The organism is Paenibacillus tundrae, assembly GCF_030812775.1.
GTDB lineage: Bacteria > Bacillota > Bacilli > Paenibacillales > Paenibacillaceae > Paenibacillus > Paenibacillus tundrae_A.
In genome coordinates this window covers 258,076-275,543 of record NZ_JAUSTI010000005.1, presented here as the reverse complement: position 1 = coordinate 275,543, position 17,468 = coordinate 258,076, and the positions used below count along the sequence as shown (strand labels likewise).

14 protein-coding genes are annotated in these 17,468 nt (G+C 44.9%); 5 read left to right on the top strand and 9 right to left on the bottom strand.

Annotated elements, in window-relative coordinates; genetic code table 11:
- The first annotated feature begins 48 nt into the window (after positions 1-48).
- Positions 49-1,227 carry a YheC/YheD family endospore coat-associated protein gene (locus J2T19_RS11565; RefSeq protein WP_307215795.1) on the top strand — a complete coding sequence of 393 codons (1,179 nt, stop codon included), beginning with the start codon at positions 49-51 and terminating at the stop codon, positions 1,225-1,227.
- Between the two features lie 82 nt (positions 1,228-1,309).
- Here the strand turns inward: J2T19_RS11565 and J2T19_RS11560 are convergent, their stop codons facing one another.
- From J2T19_RS11560 to J2T19_RS11525, 8 genes are all read right to left on the bottom strand, one after another.
- Entirely contained in the window at positions 1,310-3,250 is a 1,941-nt protein-coding gene (locus J2T19_RS11560) for an alginate lyase family protein (RefSeq protein ID WP_307215793.1), read from the bottom strand.
- On the bottom strand, positions 3,247-3,582 hold the full coding sequence (locus J2T19_RS11555; protein WP_307215791.1) for a cupin domain-containing protein: 336 nt from the start codon (positions 3,580-3,582) through the stop codon (positions 3,247-3,249). Before J2T19_RS11555 ends, J2T19_RS11560 begins: the two co-directional genes overlap by 4 nt.
- Positions 3,583-3,659: 77 nt before the next feature.
- Positions 3,660-5,060 (bottom strand): ABC transporter substrate-binding protein, encoded by a 1,401-nt coding sequence (locus J2T19_RS11550; RefSeq protein WP_307215789.1) that lies wholly within the window; start codon positions 5,058-5,060, stop codon positions 3,660-3,662.
- A 133-nt stretch (positions 5,061-5,193) separates the two neighbouring features.
- Positions 5,194-6,798 (bottom strand): response regulator, encoded by a 1,605-nt coding sequence (locus J2T19_RS11545; RefSeq protein ID WP_307215787.1) that lies wholly within the window; start codon positions 6,796-6,798, stop codon positions 5,194-5,196.
- Between the two features lie 11 nt (positions 6,799-6,809).
- A complete protein-coding gene (locus tag J2T19_RS11540) occupies positions 6,810-8,561 on the bottom strand; it encodes a cache domain-containing sensor histidine kinase (protein ID WP_307215785.1) in 1,752 nt (583 codons plus the stop codon).
- A 108-nt stretch (positions 8,562-8,669) separates the two neighbouring features.
- On the bottom strand, positions 8,670-9,539 hold the full coding sequence (locus J2T19_RS11535; protein WP_307215783.1) for a carbohydrate ABC transporter permease: 870 nt from the start codon (positions 9,537-9,539) through the stop codon (positions 8,670-8,672).
- Between the two features lie 22 nt (positions 9,540-9,561).
- Positions 9,562-10,452 carry a carbohydrate ABC transporter permease gene (locus tag J2T19_RS11530; protein WP_056698288.1) on the bottom strand — a complete coding sequence of 297 codons (891 nt, stop codon included), beginning with the start codon at positions 10,450-10,452 and terminating at the stop codon, positions 9,562-9,564.
- 247 nt (positions 10,453-10,699) lie between these two features.
- On the bottom strand, positions 10,700-11,386 hold the full coding sequence (locus J2T19_RS11525) for an HAD hydrolase-like protein (RefSeq protein WP_307215780.1): 687 nt from the start codon (positions 11,384-11,386) through the stop codon (positions 10,700-10,702).
- Between the two features lie 285 nt (positions 11,387-11,671).
- Between J2T19_RS11525 and J2T19_RS11520 the strand changes: the two genes are divergently transcribed.
- On the top strand, positions 11,672-13,390 hold the full coding sequence (locus tag J2T19_RS11520; RefSeq protein WP_307215778.1) for a methyl-accepting chemotaxis protein: 1,719 nt from the start codon (positions 11,672-11,674) through the stop codon (positions 13,388-13,390).
- Between the two features lie 193 nt (positions 13,391-13,583).
- Here the strand turns inward: J2T19_RS11520 and J2T19_RS11515 are convergent, their stop codons facing one another.
- Positions 13,584-14,540, bottom strand: coding sequence for a Gfo/Idh/MocA family protein (locus J2T19_RS11515; RefSeq protein WP_307215776.1), 957 nt, complete (start codon positions 14,538-14,540; stop codon positions 13,584-13,586).
- A 412-nt stretch (positions 14,541-14,952) separates the two neighbouring features.
- Between J2T19_RS11515 and J2T19_RS11510 the strand changes: the two genes are divergently transcribed.
- From J2T19_RS11510 to J2T19_RS11500, 3 genes are all read left to right on the top strand, one after another.
- Positions 14,953-16,596 (top strand): thiamine pyrophosphate-binding protein, encoded by a 1,644-nt coding sequence (locus J2T19_RS11510; protein WP_307215774.1) that lies wholly within the window; start codon positions 14,953-14,955, stop codon positions 16,594-16,596.
- A gap of 11 nt (positions 16,597-16,607) precedes the next feature.
- Positions 16,608-16,976 (top strand): carboxymuconolactone decarboxylase family protein, encoded by a 369-nt coding sequence (locus J2T19_RS11505; RefSeq protein ID WP_307215772.1) that lies wholly within the window; start codon positions 16,608-16,610, stop codon positions 16,974-16,976.
- Between the two features lie 125 nt (positions 16,977-17,101).
- Entirely contained in the window at positions 17,102-17,452 is a 351-nt protein-coding gene (locus J2T19_RS11500) for a hypothetical protein (RefSeq protein ID WP_307215769.1), read from the top strand.
- The last annotated feature ends 16 nt before the right edge of the window (positions 17,453-17,468 follow it).

Sequence of the window (17,468 nt, the reverse complement as noted above, 5' to 3'; positions counted from 1 at the left end):
TTTGAACACTTACTGGAAAGGAATAAAAGCTAAAGAAGGTGATTGTTTGTGTCCTCACCTGTTCTAGGCATTATGACGTTGTACCTGAACGAACACCGAGCCTTAGAAGAACGGAGCATATATCGCAGAATGATCCTCGAAGGACGCAAGCGGGGACTCGACATATATGTGTTCACACCTGCGGATGTACATCCGGGAGGTAAGCAGATTGAAGCAATGGTCTTTCATTCGGAGAAGGGTTGGTCCAGAGAGTGGCGTCCTTTCCCCGATATGATCTTCGATCGTTGTCGGATACAGCGTAATCGTAGATTTCAACAGCTCCTTGCCTTTCGTGAAAAATACGGGCATCTCCTCTTTCTGAATCGTCCACTACGCAACAAGTGGACGATTCATCAGACACTGTCTGGGAAACCCGCCTTTCGCGAGCATCTGCCGGAAACGATCCTGTTCCAGGATATGTCTGACGTGAATCGCATGTTGAAAAGTGCTGCTCTCATCTATCTCAAGCCGATTAATGGCACCGGTGGACGTGGCATTCTGCGTATTGAACGAATTAAAAGTGAATCCAATATGGTCTTGGTACAGGGACGAGATCAGAAGAGGCGAATTATTACACCGCGTAAAGTGCACTTGTCTCGGCTCGGTTCCCTGCTCCAACACTGGAATATGAAAGATAAATATCTGGTTCAAGAAGGCATCCAGCTTCAGCTTCCCAACGGGCGTGTACATGATTACCGCATGCTTGTTCAGAAGAACGGCGAGGGGCAATGGGAACTGACTGGTTGTGCTGGACGCATGGGAGCCGAGAAAAGTGTAACGTCCAATCTGCATGGCGGGGGGCAGGCGGTAGCGATGAACCGCTTGATGAAGCAATGGATATCGGATGAAGATCAGCGAATTGAGATCCATACAACTGCCGAGAAATTCGGCATTGATGTAGCTTCCTTTCTAGAAGATACGTATGGGGATCTGTGCGAGCTTGCATTAGACTTAGCGATTGATAAGAGTGGTCGGATCTATCTGCTCGAGGTGAATCCCAAGCCAGCGCGTGAGGTGTTTGCTCGTATTGGTGAACGTGAAATCTATCAAAAAGCCATCACTCAACCTCTGGCTTACGCTTTGTGGGTGTACCGCAATAAGAAACCAGGCATCCCTCGAAAAGAACGCAGCATCATAACAACGGTGAAGAAAAGTACACGGATGAGAAAAGTCCGGAAAACCAGATAAATGTGAGATTGCAGCAGAAGGAGTGAATGTCACTTACGTGAACATCCACTCCTTCTCAACGTTCTAACTCCACTCGTCTCAATTATAGGGATGGAATGGAATCCTCTTCAGCCGTCCATTGCACAGTGTCGTTATCAATAACGATAACCCCACCTTCGTCACCATACCTGTATGCTACTTCCGTTCGCATCCGCTCAGATTCGAGTTTACACGAGGTTACCTGTATTACGCGATCGGTCTGCTGATCCGCTGGCAAACATAGCGTAAGTATGCCGATTGAACCTGTAAAAGTAGCTTTGCCTTGAATAACGGTAGTTTCAAGTTTAGAGCCGTATATTTCGGATACCCAGCCTGTGTGCTCCGTCAGCTGTAATCTATGTTCTGCTATACCTGCTGTGATCCACTGCATGGAAAGTGTGGTATTCGTTCCTGAATACGTCATTTGAGCTACTCTCTCGTCAGCCGCTTTCCCTTGCCATGTGAGACGAGCATCTGGATGCAAGTGAAAATGTTGTTCTAGCACATGCTCTTCTGCCGCATCCAGCCAATCCACGATGAAAAGCAGAGGGACGTCTACACCTGACATAATCCAGCGGCGATGTGTAACCGGATCAGCTAGGCGGGTATACCCATCATGCGACGCATCCACAAAATGATAGCAGTCATTACTCTCCCAACGGAATGTTGTAGCTACCGCCTCAGGCTCCCCCCATTGCTGTGTGGATACGTAAGGAGTCTGATCTAGCCCATCCACTGCAATCGTATTATGGGCTCGTGTGCTTTTGAAATAGTGTCGCCATTCCCCTTCTTCGTACGTATAACGTCCAGTGTCTGTGAACATTAGCTGCTTGCCCCACATCCACTCCATGTTCAGCGCATCTGCATGCCCGTGTGCTCCACCCATTGAAGCAGCATCCAAGAAGAGATATTGATGATGGTCTCTCATCACATAGTACCCTGTCTGTGGGAACGCACAGCTCGACAACGAAGGCGTACTAGCTACCTGAAGTTGAGTGCAACGTTTATACTGATCTGCACCGAGAAGCCAGAGACATTCGGAGCTTTCTGCCCCTCGACCGATCCAATGATCGTCCTCCAGAATGGCACCAAGTAGGGTTAAGCGCTGCCTTCCATCACTGATCCAGTCGGAGTCACCGATTCCGGTTGATTGATGGTCTGGCCGAATTAATGCTTCGGTAAACGCACCCATTTTGCGTAGACTTTCACCATACCATGCTGAGAAAGAATGGCCCGCTATTTTCCCTAGTAAATACGGTGTTCCAAACATTTCAATGCTCGCATTATGATAATGAGTCGTCAGTTCAATTTGTATTCCTTCTGAGTTAATCTGGTGAAGCAGACACAGCTCCAGTCGTTCCATCGCTACCTGCCGCCAATATGCAGCTCTTGGGTGGGTATGATGAAAGATCGCGATCATGAATAATCCCTGCATGTGCATGATGGCATGATTAATCTCTGTGCTTCCTAGGTATCGGGTCAAATATTCGGCGTGTTCCTCTAAACCTTGCCTGAATTCTCCCTGAAAGTCGGCGTCCAGCAGTGGACTATCCTCCATGTATTTGTAGGCAGATATCCACGACTGTACCCGCAGTCCAGTCTCCAGCAGACGCCAAGGGTCTGGCTTTTGGAAAAAAACTGCCTCTTCATACGACGACTGGTTAGGTACTGGGTTCTGCTCTCTCCAGCTTCGAAAGTGAGCCATAAAGGTGGACACATATAGGGGGTTGCCTTTCATTAAATACGCTTTGCCTAGATCAATCATATGCCAATGCCGGTTCATGCCCCAGGTGAACTCCAGATCATGGGTTGGATTATGAAGCCAATCTACAGGGGTTCCCATCGGAATCCATCGATTGAGATCATTCGTATAAGGAACGATAAATTCATTGATTATTGCACGATTAGCAATTGTCACCGAATTACGTGCTTCCTCTGGAAAATATCGCTTATAATAGTCCGCCGCCTGATGCAGTTCAACTGTCGAAAGGAAGAAATCACTCATTGGGGGTCCTCAATGAAATCCTCACGAAAAGGGGTAAACACATCTAGAATGATGGAATCTTCCAGTGCCTTAACCCCATGCGGAACGTTATAGCCAGCATAGAAACTATCCCCTGCCCTCATGATGCGTGTCTCCTCACCAACTTGAACCTCAAAACTGCCCTTAACGATATAGCTTACCTGCTCATGCTGATCATGAGAGTGAACTTCACCGATTCCGCCTTTCGCAAAGCTCACCTCGACCATCATCAATGTTCCACCCATACCCAAAATTTTACGAGCGCTCATTGTGTTAATGACATGTGCAGGTATCGCTGCATTTTCCAATATCATTGTTCTTGCCCCTCTCCTTAGGAATTAGCGACCAGAGTCTTGGAACCCCAGCCACTTAATTTAACCCATCACTACTGCTATTCTTCTGTTGATAATTTGCCTTGAAGCTTGGAGGAATCAAAAGAAGGATCAGCGCTTATATTGGTCAAGCCTGCCGCTTTGGTCTTCTCCAGTGCAGCATTGTATCTGCTATCCAGATCTTTGATCACATTATCGATATCGCCGCCGGTAAAGACAAAGATGGAAAATGCATCTGTCCATTTCGTTCCTTCCAGCGAGCTCTCTGTTACTACCCCTGGATTCGCGGGGAAAATCGCATCATAGCGCTTCGGCAAGAAGCCTTCGATGCCAGGAATGCTTGGTTTCTTACCTGAACTTAATACCGCTGGAATAAGGGAGATACCGTAGCCTTTTTCGTAATATTCACTCTGAAGGTCTTTGCTGTATACATACGCCATAAACTTCCATGCCGCTTCTTTTTGAGTTGAATCTGCACTGATCCCGATATATGAACCACCTATAACTTGCGAAGCCCCCTTGATCGTTCCATCACTAGTAGGCACAGGAGCAGCAGCCCAGTTCTCTTCGGTAGGGAACTGATCTTTATATACCCCTGGTTCGCTGGAATGGTTGATGTACATCCCAATTTTGCCTTGTGCAAACTGCGCTCTCAGCGGATCAATATCCAGACTTTCAACCCCTGGCAGCATACTTCCATCCTCACTCATTTGGCGGAGCGCAAGTGCCACATCCTTGTACATGCCAAAATCGAATTGACCTGTTCGGTAGTTATAGCCATCGATGCCGTAATTGTTACTGGCTCCTGCGATCGTGTTCGCTGCTCTCCAGAAACCGCTTCCACTTTTGAACGGACTAGCAAAACCATAGATTCCTTCACTTTTCCCAGCGTTCGTAATTTTCTTCGCATCCTCCACCATTTCGGTCAACGTTTTAGGCGGACTGGTGATTCCGGCTTTTTGAAAAATATCTTTGTTATACACGAGTCTCCACACTTGTCCTGTATTCGGGAGAGTATATATTTTTCCATCTATTGTATTTTTGTTGTCGATTAGGCTGTCTTTGAACGTAGTCTTCATGTCCTCGCTCATATAGCCGTCAATTGGAGCTAGGTATCCCTTTTGATAATAGGTCTGAAAATCATTGACTTGTAGCACATCTGGTGCTTGTTTACTTGCAAAAGCAATATCTACCGCTTGAGGGTAATTGTCACCCATCACGGTCATTTCCACTTCAATATTATCCTTATTGGTTTTATTAAACTCATCAATTTTGGTTTTCATAAAATCAGCATCATGGCGATCGGGCGTCCAGTAGATGACCTTGGTTTTCCCTTCTGTACTTTTGCCATCACTACCACCCGTTCCGGTGCTTGCTGTCGTTCCATTGTTGGTAGAACAACCAGCCAAACTCAATGCGAGCAATGCACTCAGTGTAGTCATTATCCATTTCTTAGCCATTGAAAAGCCCCCCTATGCTTGTCTGGACAACCTGTCAGGTCACCCGATAACGTAATGATAATCGCTCTACCGTTGATGAAGTGAGGGACATTATAACTATGAATGGGGGGACAAATGATGATCCCTGCATTCATTAATTCAGATACATTTGACGGAAATGCGTAGGTGTCATACCACAGTACTTTTTGAACAATCCGCTGAAATACGGGCGATCCTCGTAACCCAGCATCTGACAGATCTCCTGTACTTGTATACCTGCGACCAACAATTCCTTGGCCTTCTCCATCCTCATTTTTGTGATGTATTGAATCAAGGTCATACCGGTCTCTTTCTTGAATGCATTGGCAAAATAACTTGGACTTAAGTGAACCGACTGAGCGCAAAGGTTCAACGTCAGGTTCTCTTCCAGGTTCATACTTATAAATTCCTGAGCTTTATGAATGGCCTGCTTCACATCCGTAAGCCGCTTCTTATCCATAATGTCGCAGCCCATGCTGCTGAAGTGCTTGATGTATCCTTTCCAACCGTCAAATGTCAACGAACGCATCTCCTCCAGCACCATCAGGTCAGCTTCTAAATGCATACGTTCTTCCTCCGTAATTTCATCGCAAAAGGCACGATAGATGGCAAACGCGAGTCCGGACAACAAACGGATCATCGTAAGTGGCTCGGGGTATCCTTCCGAAAACTGCCATTCATCCAAGATATCATCTATGATCCGGTGACAGGTGCTTTCATTGCCACACTTGAGCGCATAAAAGAGTTCCTTCTCCTTCTCCAAAGGATAAGCAGGTGCTACCCACTCCTGACGTTCGACGATTGCATATTGGAAAATGCAGTTACCCTCACTATAAAAGCGGTAGGCAATGGCTTTATCGGCGTGTGCGTACGCACTCCAAACCTCCTGAGGTCTTCGGGCAATCGTGCCCAAACCGATCGAGATCGTCTTTTTACTGAATTGTTCCACATTAAGCCGACATTCCTCCAACAGCTCTGGGACTGTCATTGATGCTGGTGTATTAAACATCGCCACAAGCCGGTATCTGCTCTCGCGTAATACAACCCCTCTGGTGTGACGATTCAGCGTCTCTTCCACAATATTTTGAACCGCAAAAGGCACGATCTCGGCATCCAGATGTATCGTATTTTCACACCGGGTGTACCCGTCCACTTCAATCACCATAAGCTGAAGATTCGTGGAATCGAGATCGATCTGCAGTTCGTCCCAACGATTCTCGTTCATAAAACCACCAACCTCTTGACGAAGCAGTCCCAAAAGGTAGCTATGACGAATATGAACGCTGCTGCTCTCAACCTTTTGTTCCAATTGTTCAAGCTGCCTCAACTGTGCCTGCTCACCTTCAATCACTTCTCTTACCTTGAGCACTGCGCCTAATATTTCATCAGGGGTAAACGGTTTGAGTAAATAATCGGAAGCACCTAGTTTAATCGCCTCTTGGGCATAACGGAAATCAGAATACCCGCTAATGAATATAAACTTGGTGCGCAGTCCTGCATCGGATGCCCGTTTCATCAATTCAAGACCGCTGAGGCGAGGCATTTTGATATCGGTAATGACAAGATCCGGCTCTTGTTCGTTGAGTAGGAACCACCCTTGTTCGCCATTGTTGGCTGTACCTACAATTTTCACCTGATGCTCTTCCCAAGCAATGGTCGAAGATATGCCTTTTACAACCGCCTGAATATCATCCATGACACATACCGTCAAATGATCCATACTACCCCTCCTCAGATGATTGGAATCGTGATGGTGACCGTCGTTCCGACGTCTATGTTGCTCTCAAATTCAACTGAAGCGGCATCTCCGTAATATAAGCTTAGTCTGCTATGGAGATTCCCAAGTGCATATCCCTGACGTCTGCCTTCGACTCCTTCTCTGATCTGCCCCTCAGCCGTATCCATACCACATCCGTTATCAGTGACCTCTAGTGTCAGCATCTCTTCATCTCGATTAATTCTGATTACAATGACGCCGAGCTCATCCTTATCACGGAATCCGTGCAGTATAGCGTTTTCGACTAAAGGCTGCAGTAATATTTTCAATATTTCTACGGAATAACAGGATGGATCACCTACCTCGATGTGGTAAATGAATAGATCCTCATAACATTGTTGTTGAAGTTGCAGGTACTGCTCTACATGTTTAATCTCTTGTTCTACATTGGTCATGTCCTTCCCATCATTCAACCCGAGTCGGAACAACAGTGATAATGATACGATCATTTCACTAACGTCTTTTTTCTCACCGCTCTCACTTTTCCAGAACATTGTATTTAACGTATTGTAGAGAAAGTGAGGATCAACCTGTGCTTGAAGCGCTTTCACTTCGAAACGTCGTTTATCCCGCTCGGTTACCCGTACCTCCTCAAACAACACCTGGATCTGATCCAGCATTCGATTAAAACGATACCCCACCGCACTGACCTCATCATCGTACTTGCTGCGGAAGCGCACATCCAGATCGTTCGATTGTACTTCAACCATTAAACGACGCAGCTTATTTAGGGGCTTGAGCAGAGCAGATGCCAGTAAGTTCGACAGGCCTAGGGCGAGCACGATGCAAAAACCCATAATCCCAATAACTAACCAACGAATCTTCCGCAGTGGAGACAATAAATCTGATTTGGACTGCACACTGACCATCACCCAGTCCTCATTCATGGATAATGCAGAATAGTTGATGAGCATGTCCTCTCCTTGACTACTCGTATATCTAAAATCCCCGCCTGTACCAAGACTGATCTCGCGGCTGAATTCAGGGTCGGTTAAGTAACTCACATCCTGGGAGGTTGACCGGATAACCTGTGACCCATTTTTGTTCAGCAAAAACAATTCAATTGAATTATTCATCAAATCCTGAACCAGAATATCCCTCATCGCCTCTTCCTTCATATTGACCACCATATACACGTTAGACAATGAGTGATTATCGACCACAATTGGTTTGAGTAACAGTGACAACACATGATCATTGGCCTGGAATAACTGACTTTGATGCGAACCAAACCACATTGTATTCCAGCCCTGTTGCTTCACAAGCTGCCCGTATTCCTTAGCAAATCCCTCATCCCGGTTCGGTACATCTTTGGTTGAGTAAAAATCACCAATTGGTGTTGTTAAAAAGGTCGTATCAATTAAGGGCTCTACAAGCTTCAATTGCGTAAATGACGTTTGCAGAAGTGAAAGATTCTGATAATAATGGGAGGCATTATTGTTGCGAACATCTCGCATCACTTGAGTAAAGGTGTCATTTAGCATAAAGGAATATGAAGATACCACGATGTGCCTTAAGTGTTCATCCATGACCTGGACAGACTTATTCAGGATGCCCTGCTTCAACTCAAGCGCGTTTCGTTCAATGCTTCGTGCAGCGAAGAGATATGAGCTAATTCCTGTTACACTGATGCATAATACAACCAGGAAAATGTACAACAGTTGTATCCTTTTTTTCAGAGTCATCTTATAGAAGTTCATGTTCATCGGCGTTCACTCCTCGGATACGGATTAGCTCTGCCACTGGAGATTTTAACAAGAGTATAGCACAGCAGAATATCCCGTAATACCGTTCCCATTTTAAGGAGATTACACCTAGCCTTTGACCGCACCTAATGTCACCTGCATGAAGGATTTGTTTGCAAAAATATACACAACGAGCAGTGGCAATATGGATAGACACGCCCCAGCCATCATAAGTTGAACCTCAGCAGCAGCCCCGATACCATAACGCAGATTAGCCAAGCCCACAGGCAAGGTCTGCAAATTCGGATTATTCATCGTGAACACAAAAGGCAAGATATACTCATTCCACGAGCTCTGAAATGCTCCGAGTCCTGCAACCGCCAAACCGGGGCGAAGTAGTGGAAGAATGATGCGCCAATACACGGTGTAGAAATTACAGCCATCAATCAGGGCTGCCTCATCTAGATCACGCGGGATGCTTTTGAAGAAGCCCACTAAAATGAAGTACGTCGCGGCATGAGCGCTAATTAAAATAATGATGACACCCCATAAGGTATGATTCAGGCCTAATTTGACCATCAGATCAAATTGCGGACGCAGAACCACGGCTCCGATGGATATAAACAAGGTAGATGCCATCAAAATGGAGTATGCCTTCTTCCCTCTAAAGTTCACGCGATCCACAGCATAGGCAGACATGGATGAAACTAACAGCATTCCTGTTGTTGCAGTGACACTAACAAAAACACTATTGAACGTAAATCCTGAGAAATTGGCTGTCTGCCATGCCTGAGCGTAGTTAGAGAACTGCCAAACCTTAGGTAATATTGTTGCACCGCCCGTTAATTCCTGATTTGTTTTGAACGAGCCCAGCAATACTAATAGAATCGGAAACAACGATAGGACAGCGATGACAAGAAGAAAAATAGTGAGTAGTGTTCGCTTTATTCCTTGAACCCACTTGGGTGAAATACTCGGATTTATGACCGTTTGTGACATGTTCGGTTCCTCCTGTCTGCTATTAATAAACATCATTAAGCTTCTTGGATATCCAGAAATAAATGAGTGTGACGGCACCTACAATGATGGCTGTAGTGAAGCCTACTGCACTGCCGTAACCCAGTTGCTGGAGCGATTGTGTATCCGCGGATATCGGAAATAACAACTTAAACAGATACAAGTACATCACTTCCGTTTTGCCATACGGGCCTCCTTCGGTTAGTACCATAATGCTCTCGTATCCTTTGAGTGCGGTGGTAATCGCCAGCATAATAATCATCTGCAGCACGGGACCGAGTAGTGGAATCGTCACATTTCTAAGCTTCTGGAACTCATTCGCTCCGTCCAGCGATGCCGCCTCGTACAGTTCTTCAGGAATACTCTGCAGACCGGCAATAAACAGCAGCATGTAGTTCCCCACAGCTCCCCAGATCGCAATAATGATGGTCGTCATCATGGCATGATCCGCATCCAACCAGCCAATCGGGGCAGAGATCACATGATACTTTACCAGGAGTTGGTTCAATATTCCGTTGTACGAATTAAAAATAATAAAGAATACAATCGCCATAACCGAAGCACTGAAAATGGTTGGAAGATAGTACACAGCTCTTAGCAGTGAACGCCCTCTCCATTTGCGATTCAAGATTATGGCGAGTGTCAAAGCTAGCGGAATCGTGACCACAAGCTTACCTAATGCATAGACTCCTGTATTGCCAACAGCCGACCAGAACTGTGTATCCCGCATAATGCGGGCAAAGTTGCCAAGTCCAATAAATACGGGCGTACCAATGCCTTGATAATCGTAGAACATATAACGTAGAGCCCATATGAGGGGATACACCCCAAACACGAGAGTTAGAAATAAACTGGGAAAGATGAACAGGTACGCATGCACTTTTTTTGGCTTCATCAACATTGACCCCCTTACTTGCTTTTGCAAGAAGTATAGAGCGATCACCGTGTGAAGCGGGATGGGGAAATCCACTTTTTACAGGGGAGAATGTAACTGAGTGAATGTGAATGATAAATGTGAAGCGTGTGAGTGGGTATTTGCAAATGAGTGACAAACAAAATAACCTGTATTTCCAATGAAACTCCACCGGAAATACAGGCTATGCCTTGTGAACAAGAATAAATATGTGAAATGTTTAATATGGTTATTCTGCTTCCTTATACAGACGAAGTAGTTCTGTGAAATCAGAGATCAATACATCCGATCCCGCCAGTTCTTCATCCCTACCAAAACCAGCATAAGCGCAGCCAATAACGGTCTGTCCATTCATTTTCCCAGCCTCTACATCCGACGAACGGTCACCCACCATCCACGCATCTTGAATCCGATGTTTCTCAAGCAGGATCTGAACGAGATTAATTTTGGAAGGAGTTTTGTATTGACCAGCGCTGTACACTCCTTCAAACAAAGGCATGATCTCGTGGGCAAACGCTACACCTTTGACATAATCCTCAAGTCCATTACTCGCAACAAATAACCGCACCCCCTGCTCTTTGAGCGCTGTTAAAGTCTCCTTCACGTGAGGATAGAGTGTAGAACCCCCTTGATCCAGACCTTCAATCTCCAATTGAAGCAACAATTCGTCCGCGCGGCGATGTGCCGCCTCCGATGCGTCTGGCATAACTACTTTCCATATATCTTCAAGCAACATACCAAGACTTCCAATCATCCGTTCCTCTGGAGGGGTCTCTCCTTCAAAGTGTCCTTCTGCTCTCAGCGTATCAAACAACTGGTGGTAAGCAGGCAACAATAGCGTCTCTGTCTGAAATAGTGTGCCATCCATATCAAATATCATTGCTTCCGGTTTAAGCAATACCTTTTCTTTTGTCATATCAAAGCGTCCTTTCGGATTGGGATATGTATTCGGAATCGTTCCCTCCCCATGATAAACATAAACGTTTGCAGGTGTAAACCGAACATTGTAAAACACACTCTGCGAACGTTATACAACTCAACAAATAACACTATACAAAAAGTAAACAAACTATATACAAAACGATTTAGTTTAAGTATAATACTGAAAATAGTCATTCAGACCCTAAATCTAAAGTCCCAATTTAATGTTTTTCCTGTTTTTTCGACAAATATATATACCCGACAGAGAGGAATAACAAACATGGTAAAGCGCAGAACCTTTAAAATTTTTTACAAGATTGGCTTGGGCTATTTGCTCGTGCTGGCTGTTCTAGCCGGTTCTATTGTATTGATCCAAAACAGCATTAGCCAGCTCCAAAGAGAGCTTGATTTTCTAGTCGATCACGATATGAAAGTACATGATTTGACGCATGAATTGGAAAGAACGATGGTCGACATGGAGACAGGCCAACGAGGATATGTTATTACAGGGCAGGATAGTTATCTTGTTCCCTACACTGAAGGTCTGGGACAGAAGGAAGCAATTTATTCACAACTCACAGCACTCATTGCTGATAATCCAGCACAGCTCGCCTTGCTCGAGAACATACATAATAAAATGAACAATTGGGTACAGATTGCAGGTGAACCAGTTATTGAATCACGACGAGCTAACGACACGTCCACCGTGCAAGCGTTCTTCGTGAATGATCCTGGTAAGCAGGATATGGATCAAATTCGTGATTCACTAAAAACATTTCGCACCAATGAGCTAGTGTTGACCGAACAACGCACTGAAGCACTCAAACAAAAAAACGAGCTACTCAACATCGAACTATACGGTGCGCTCATCCTTGTTGCCTTGATTTCAATCATTGCAGCTCTGACACTGTCCCGCTCTATTGTCAAAAACATTCGTAGCGTCACCAGCGCACTGAACGACATTGGCTCATCTAACGGAGATCTAACCCTCCGGATTGCGACCCCTATGAAGGATGAGACGCGCGAATTGGCAGATGCAGCTAATACAATGCTACTCGGATTGCAACAAATGATGCTTGAGATTCAGAACAATGCCAGCATCCTGAGCACGGCTTCAGATCGATTGGACAAAGGTGTGTCGGATAATCTATCCGCAGGTAAGGAAGTTGCCACCGCCATGGAACGGGTCGCCGAAGGTGCAGATGAACAAGTCGTTCTAACGCAAACGATGGTCGCTGCCATGGGGCAATCGCTGACTGGACTTAACCGAGTATCCGCTTCTACTGCTGATGTTGCTGAACGTGCTGTAAGAACCGAATCAATCGCTGTGGATGGACAAGGACGCATTAATAATGCAGTGGGTAAAATGGGAACCATTGAACAATCGTTCCGCTCCGTTCAGGAGTCAATTACGGATATTTCTAAAATGTCCGATCAGGTCATCTCCATTGCAGAATCAATCTCAGGAACGGCTAGACAAACCAACCTTCTGGCTCTTAACGCCGGAATTGAAGCCGCACGCGCCGGAGAACATGGCAAAGGATTTGCGGTTGTCGCTACCGAAATTCGCAACCTGGCAGATCAAAGCGCTACCTCAGCCAAACATATTACAAGCATTCTTGAAACTGTACTTGCAGGTGTGCATAACACCGTTCAGATCGTAGATTCCAATACTGTACATGTCACAGAAGGGTTACGAACGATAGAGGATGCTGGGCATGCCTTTGCTAATATTACAGAACACATTCATGATCTAAGTGGTGAAATGGTGGATATATCCGCGGTGGTGGAAGAGCTTACGGCAGGCAGCCAAGCTGTTATGTCTTCTATCCATGCTGTATCCGCTGTTGTCGAAGACACTGCATCAGCAACCGAAGAAGTATCTGCTATGACAGAGGAGCAATTAGCCTCCTTGCAAGAAATGACTGACACATCCAAACAGTTGAACCAAATGTCCGATGCACTGGATCAGCTCGTAAATCGATTTAAACTTGCATAATGAGAAATTGAGGAACATCGTTAGTGAAACTAAATACAAAGAAGCAGTAGCCTTAGTTAGGCAACTGCTTCTTTGTATTTAGTTTTGGATCACATTGACACTGTGTAGGGAAAAGATGTCTTCTGTGACGTTCATTTTTTGATCATGTAGATCCAGAAAGTATCTCGTCGGTTATTTAATCTTATCGCTTAGGTTACTTACTTCGAAGTGCTTCCAGGATCCGTTGTGCTTCAAGCCCAGCTTTGAAATCATAAATTTTGCCCGGTTTGTCTTGAATACGTGCAATTACATGTTTCAGGACAGGTAATTCACTCAACGATTCATCAACGGTTACTGGTGTAAGTGACTCTCCAATCCGTCCACTCATCAGTTGATCCCAGTTTTCCAGCGCAATTGTTCCTTTCGTCCCATACACCACCATAGATACACGTTCTTCACCCGCAAAGTGTGAGATTCCGTTCATCTCTACCCGTGTGCCATCTTGAAGCTGCATTTCTGCATGAATTTCCGTCTCGCATCCGTTCGACTGATCGGGATATTGGACCTGACTGTTTATGACATTCAGTCCACCGAACACCGTCTGGATTACATGAATCCAGTGAATACCCACTTCTAAAATAAATCCACCTTGATCCCTGGTCGTAATCCATGAATTCTGTTGCCAAGCTCGCGGCCATTGCGGGAACTGGAGAATCAGTTCAATTTTACGAATAGTGCCAAGCGTATTTCCTTCCTGTATTAACTTTTGCAATTGAAGCACCGCTGGTTCATGAGGCATGGAGAAATGGATCGCATGGATCACACCTGACTGCTCAGCTGCAGCTAGCATAGCTTCGGCTTCCTCCACACTGTTAGCTAGAGGTTTCTCACAGAAGATATGGATTCCACGCTGAAGCACTTCCATCACTACTCCATAATGATACTTGGGTGGCACCGCAACGTATACCAGATCAATCTCATGTTCATCTAACAAAAGGCGATAATCCGTATATGTACTTGTCTCAGGGTTCGAGGCTACATAATCCGCAAGAGATTGCTCATTGCTATCACATACTGCCACTACCTCTACGTGCTGTTCATTCTTAGCTTGATGAATCATATGTAAGCCCATTTTACCTAATCCAATGACAGCCATTTTAAGTTTTTTCATTGAGTTCACTCCAATCGAATTCTAGTATACCAGAAAGTGTTACAGCGCAACTCCTTTTTGCATAGTTACGAAAAGTGAAGCCTCGCTCTTATTTTTCTGTTTATTTCAGTTGAAAACCATCATTTCCAGTCATTATTTTACATTAAATGTAATTATAAAATAATAGGTATTTTGTGCCATTTATATTTTACTATATTTTTTTGTGAGTTGTAGTAAGACTTTAAACGCTACCACCCTCAGAATCAAAAATTAATAATCTTAAAAATCTATTGACAAAAAACCACAAAAAAAGATACTCTTCCTAGTATCAAGCATTTATTTCCTATTACAACCTAATACCGTTAATTTGCTCTCAAAAAAAGGAATCAGACCTTTGGGTCTAAAAACCTATTTCATGAAGCGAGGTGCCCAAATGAGAACCGTTGCAGATTATTTAGCGGAAGCTCTGCGTAATCTAGGCGTCACCCATGTCTTTGGAATTATCGGAAAATCCATTTGCCCTGCTGCGTTGAAGATGGTCGATTATGGCCTGGAATTCATCCCCGGACGCCATGAATCTAGTTCAGGATTCGCCGCATCGGGTTATGCACTTCAGACTGGGAGATTGGGTGTAGCATTTGCAACCTCAGGTCCAGGCGGAACCAATCTATTAACAGCTGCTGCCCATGCGAAGGCGAACAACCTACCTGTACTATTTATTACCGGACATCAGTCCATTCAAGAATTGGGACTTCCTCAGTGTCAGGATTCCTCGTCTTATCTGGCCGATCTAGCTGAGATGTTCAGACCCGCCACATTATTCAGTAAGTTAGTCGAGCGCGGAGACCACTTCGCTACCCTTTTTAATCATGCGATCTCCATCGCACTAGGTCCGAACAAAGGCCCCGTCCATCTCTGTCTTCCGTTTGATGTACAAACCGAACTTGTGGAACAATGCCGAATCATCCTTCCCGAGCCTGAGCCTATGATCAGTGTTCCCAATCTAAACCGCGTGCTTCCCTTAATTCAACAGTCCAAACATCCATTAATTATCGCTGGCAAAGGCGTTGGCCGTGCACAAGCTCATGATGAACTGTTACAGCTTGCCGAACTTCTTCATATTCCCGTCATCACTTCACCTGGTGGAAAAGGCGCTATTGCTTGGAATCATCCGTTATATCATGGCCCTTGTGGAGTCGGCGGTTTCCCACATGCGGATGATCTGATGAATCAGAGTGATCTATATATTGTGCTAGGTTCTCGTTTGAGTGATATGACGATTTGTAACCTTAAGTCAGAGAATCATCCGGCACACCTAATCCAGTTTGATAGCAATCCCACCTTCGTTGGTAAAATTCTAAACTCACAAACCTTACATATCTCCGGCGATCTTAAAGATAATATGAACCATCTTCTTGGGCACCTCACAGAACATACAGATCAACTTCAAGCAGTGAACAGAGCGTTACCACCTGCGGATTACTACCTTCCGCTTCCAGAATTATCTCAGTTATCGTTGGCATCTGTACTAGAGAACATGAGCGATATCCTTCCGTATGACCACACCTTGTTCGTAGATGATGGTAGCCACGGATTCCATGCGGTTCAGCGATACAAAGTTAAGAAACCAGGAAGTTTCGTATTCGATGCCTACTTCGCTTGCATGGGTAATGCCATCGGTATGGCGATTGGAGCCAAAGCAGCAGCACCTGAAGAAACAATCGTATGTATTACAGGGGATGGTTGCTTCATGATGTTAGGAACTGAGATTAATACCGCTGTCTGCAACCAACTCCCCGTGATTTTTATTGTGGTGAACAACAAGCAATTGGACATGGCACTCAAAGGTATGCAAAAAACAACAGGCCGGATCGATGGCACATTATTCGAGGTTCCAATGGATGCAGCGAAGTTTGCAGAATCTCTAGGCGCAGTGGCCTTCCGAGCAGAGACGCACGCCGAATTCACCCTTGCTCTCAAGGAAGCCCAACAATTAAATCAAGTTACGGTCATTGAACTGCTTACCGATCGTGATGAGATTCCACCAACAGCCCATCGTACACTTAATTTGAACTAGGAGGAACAGCGATGAGTGAACACGTAAATCAGGGATTAGAACGTTTTACCAAGTTATCTGGCGAGTATGGTGCACGTGCGCTTAATCCAATCAGAGAACAGTTTCCTGAATTGGCTGAATTCATTATGGGGACAGCCTACGGGGATATTTTTCAACGTACCACGATAACAGATCAATGGAAAGAAGTCGCAATCATCTCTTCATTAATTACACAGGGACAATATGAGCAGTTGGGTGTACATTATACAATGGCTCTGAGTGTTGGAATAACCGTCGAGGAACTCAAAGGAATTCTGCTACATTTGGCTCCATGTGTTGGCGCACCGCGCATCATCAGCGCGTTCAATATCTTGCTCACAACACTCGAGGAAATCCAATAATTAACTTTTCTACATACTTATACATGATTCGACTTTTTTATTGATCTTCTTACATCAACCCCTTTATAATATGGTTAAATTATCCTTCGGGATAGCCTTAACTCATTTAAAGGGAGAGAACAATCATGGGAAGTTTTATTCTTAAAACGGATGCAGCAAACAAGGTATTAAACATCGAGCTAGAAGGTTCATTTTCACAGGAAGACGGATTGCGTTCGATCTCTGCGTATCAAGATACCATTGCTCCGATTAACACCCAAGAGTATAACTTGAATATTGATTGCAAGAAACTGAACGTTACTGCTCCAGATATTGTGCCATTGCTTGAAGGCTGCCTGGCGATGTTCAAAAAAGACGGGTACAAAAATATTGTTCTGACCCTTGAGAATAATTCTATTCTTAAAATGCAGTTATCCCGACTCGGCCGTGCGGTTGGTCTGGATAACCTCGAGATCATATCTACTGTGACAACTTAAAATACCAGGCGGACAA

What these genes read in the sequence shown, in the direction of transcription:
- J2T19_RS11545 (WP_307215787.1), bottom strand. Translation starts at nt 6,798, where the DNA reads ATGGATCATTTGACGGTATGTGTCATGGATGATATTCAGGCGGTTGTA.
- J2T19_RS11515 (WP_307215776.1), bottom strand. Translation starts at nt 14,540, where the DNA reads ATGAAAAAACTTAAAATGGCTGTCATTGGATTAGGTAAAATGGGCTTA.
- J2T19_RS11500 (WP_307215769.1), top strand. Translation starts at nt 17,102, where the DNA reads ATGGGAAGTTTTATTCTTAAAACGGATGCAGCAAACAAGGTATTAAAC.
- J2T19_RS11550 (WP_307215789.1), bottom strand. Translation starts at nt 5,060, where the DNA reads ATGGCTAAGAAATGGATAATGACTACACTGAGTGCATTGCTCGCATTG.
- J2T19_RS11510 (WP_307215774.1), top strand. Translation starts at nt 14,953, where the DNA reads ATGAGAACCGTTGCAGATTATTTAGCGGAAGCTCTGCGTAATCTAGGC.
- J2T19_RS11520 (WP_307215778.1), top strand. Translation starts at nt 11,672, where the DNA reads ATGGTAAAGCGCAGAACCTTTAAAATTTTTTACAAGATTGGCTTGGGC.
- J2T19_RS11535 (WP_307215783.1), bottom strand. Translation starts at nt 9,539, where the DNA reads ATGTCACAAACGGTCATAAATCCGAGTATTTCACCCAAGTGGGTTCAA.
- J2T19_RS11555 (WP_307215791.1), bottom strand. Translation starts at nt 3,582, where the DNA reads ATGATATTGGAAAATGCAGCGATACCTGCACATGTCATTAACACAATG.
- J2T19_RS11530 (WP_056698288.1), bottom strand. Translation starts at nt 10,452, where the DNA reads ATGAAGCCAAAAAAAGTGCATGCGTACCTGTTCATCTTTCCCAGTTTA.
- J2T19_RS11560 (WP_307215793.1), bottom strand. Translation starts at nt 3,250, where the DNA reads ATGAGTGATTTCTTCCTTTCGACAGTTGAACTGCATCAGGCGGCGGAC.
- J2T19_RS11540 (WP_307215785.1), bottom strand. Translation starts at nt 8,561, where the DNA reads ATGAACATGAACTTCTATAAGATGACTCTGAAAAAAAGGATACAACTG.
- J2T19_RS11505 (WP_307215772.1), top strand. Translation starts at nt 16,608, where the DNA reads ATGAGTGAACACGTAAATCAGGGATTAGAACGTTTTACCAAGTTATCT.
- J2T19_RS11525 (WP_307215780.1), bottom strand. Translation starts at nt 11,386, where the DNA reads ATGACAAAAGAAAAGGTATTGCTTAAACCGGAAGCAATGATATTTGAT.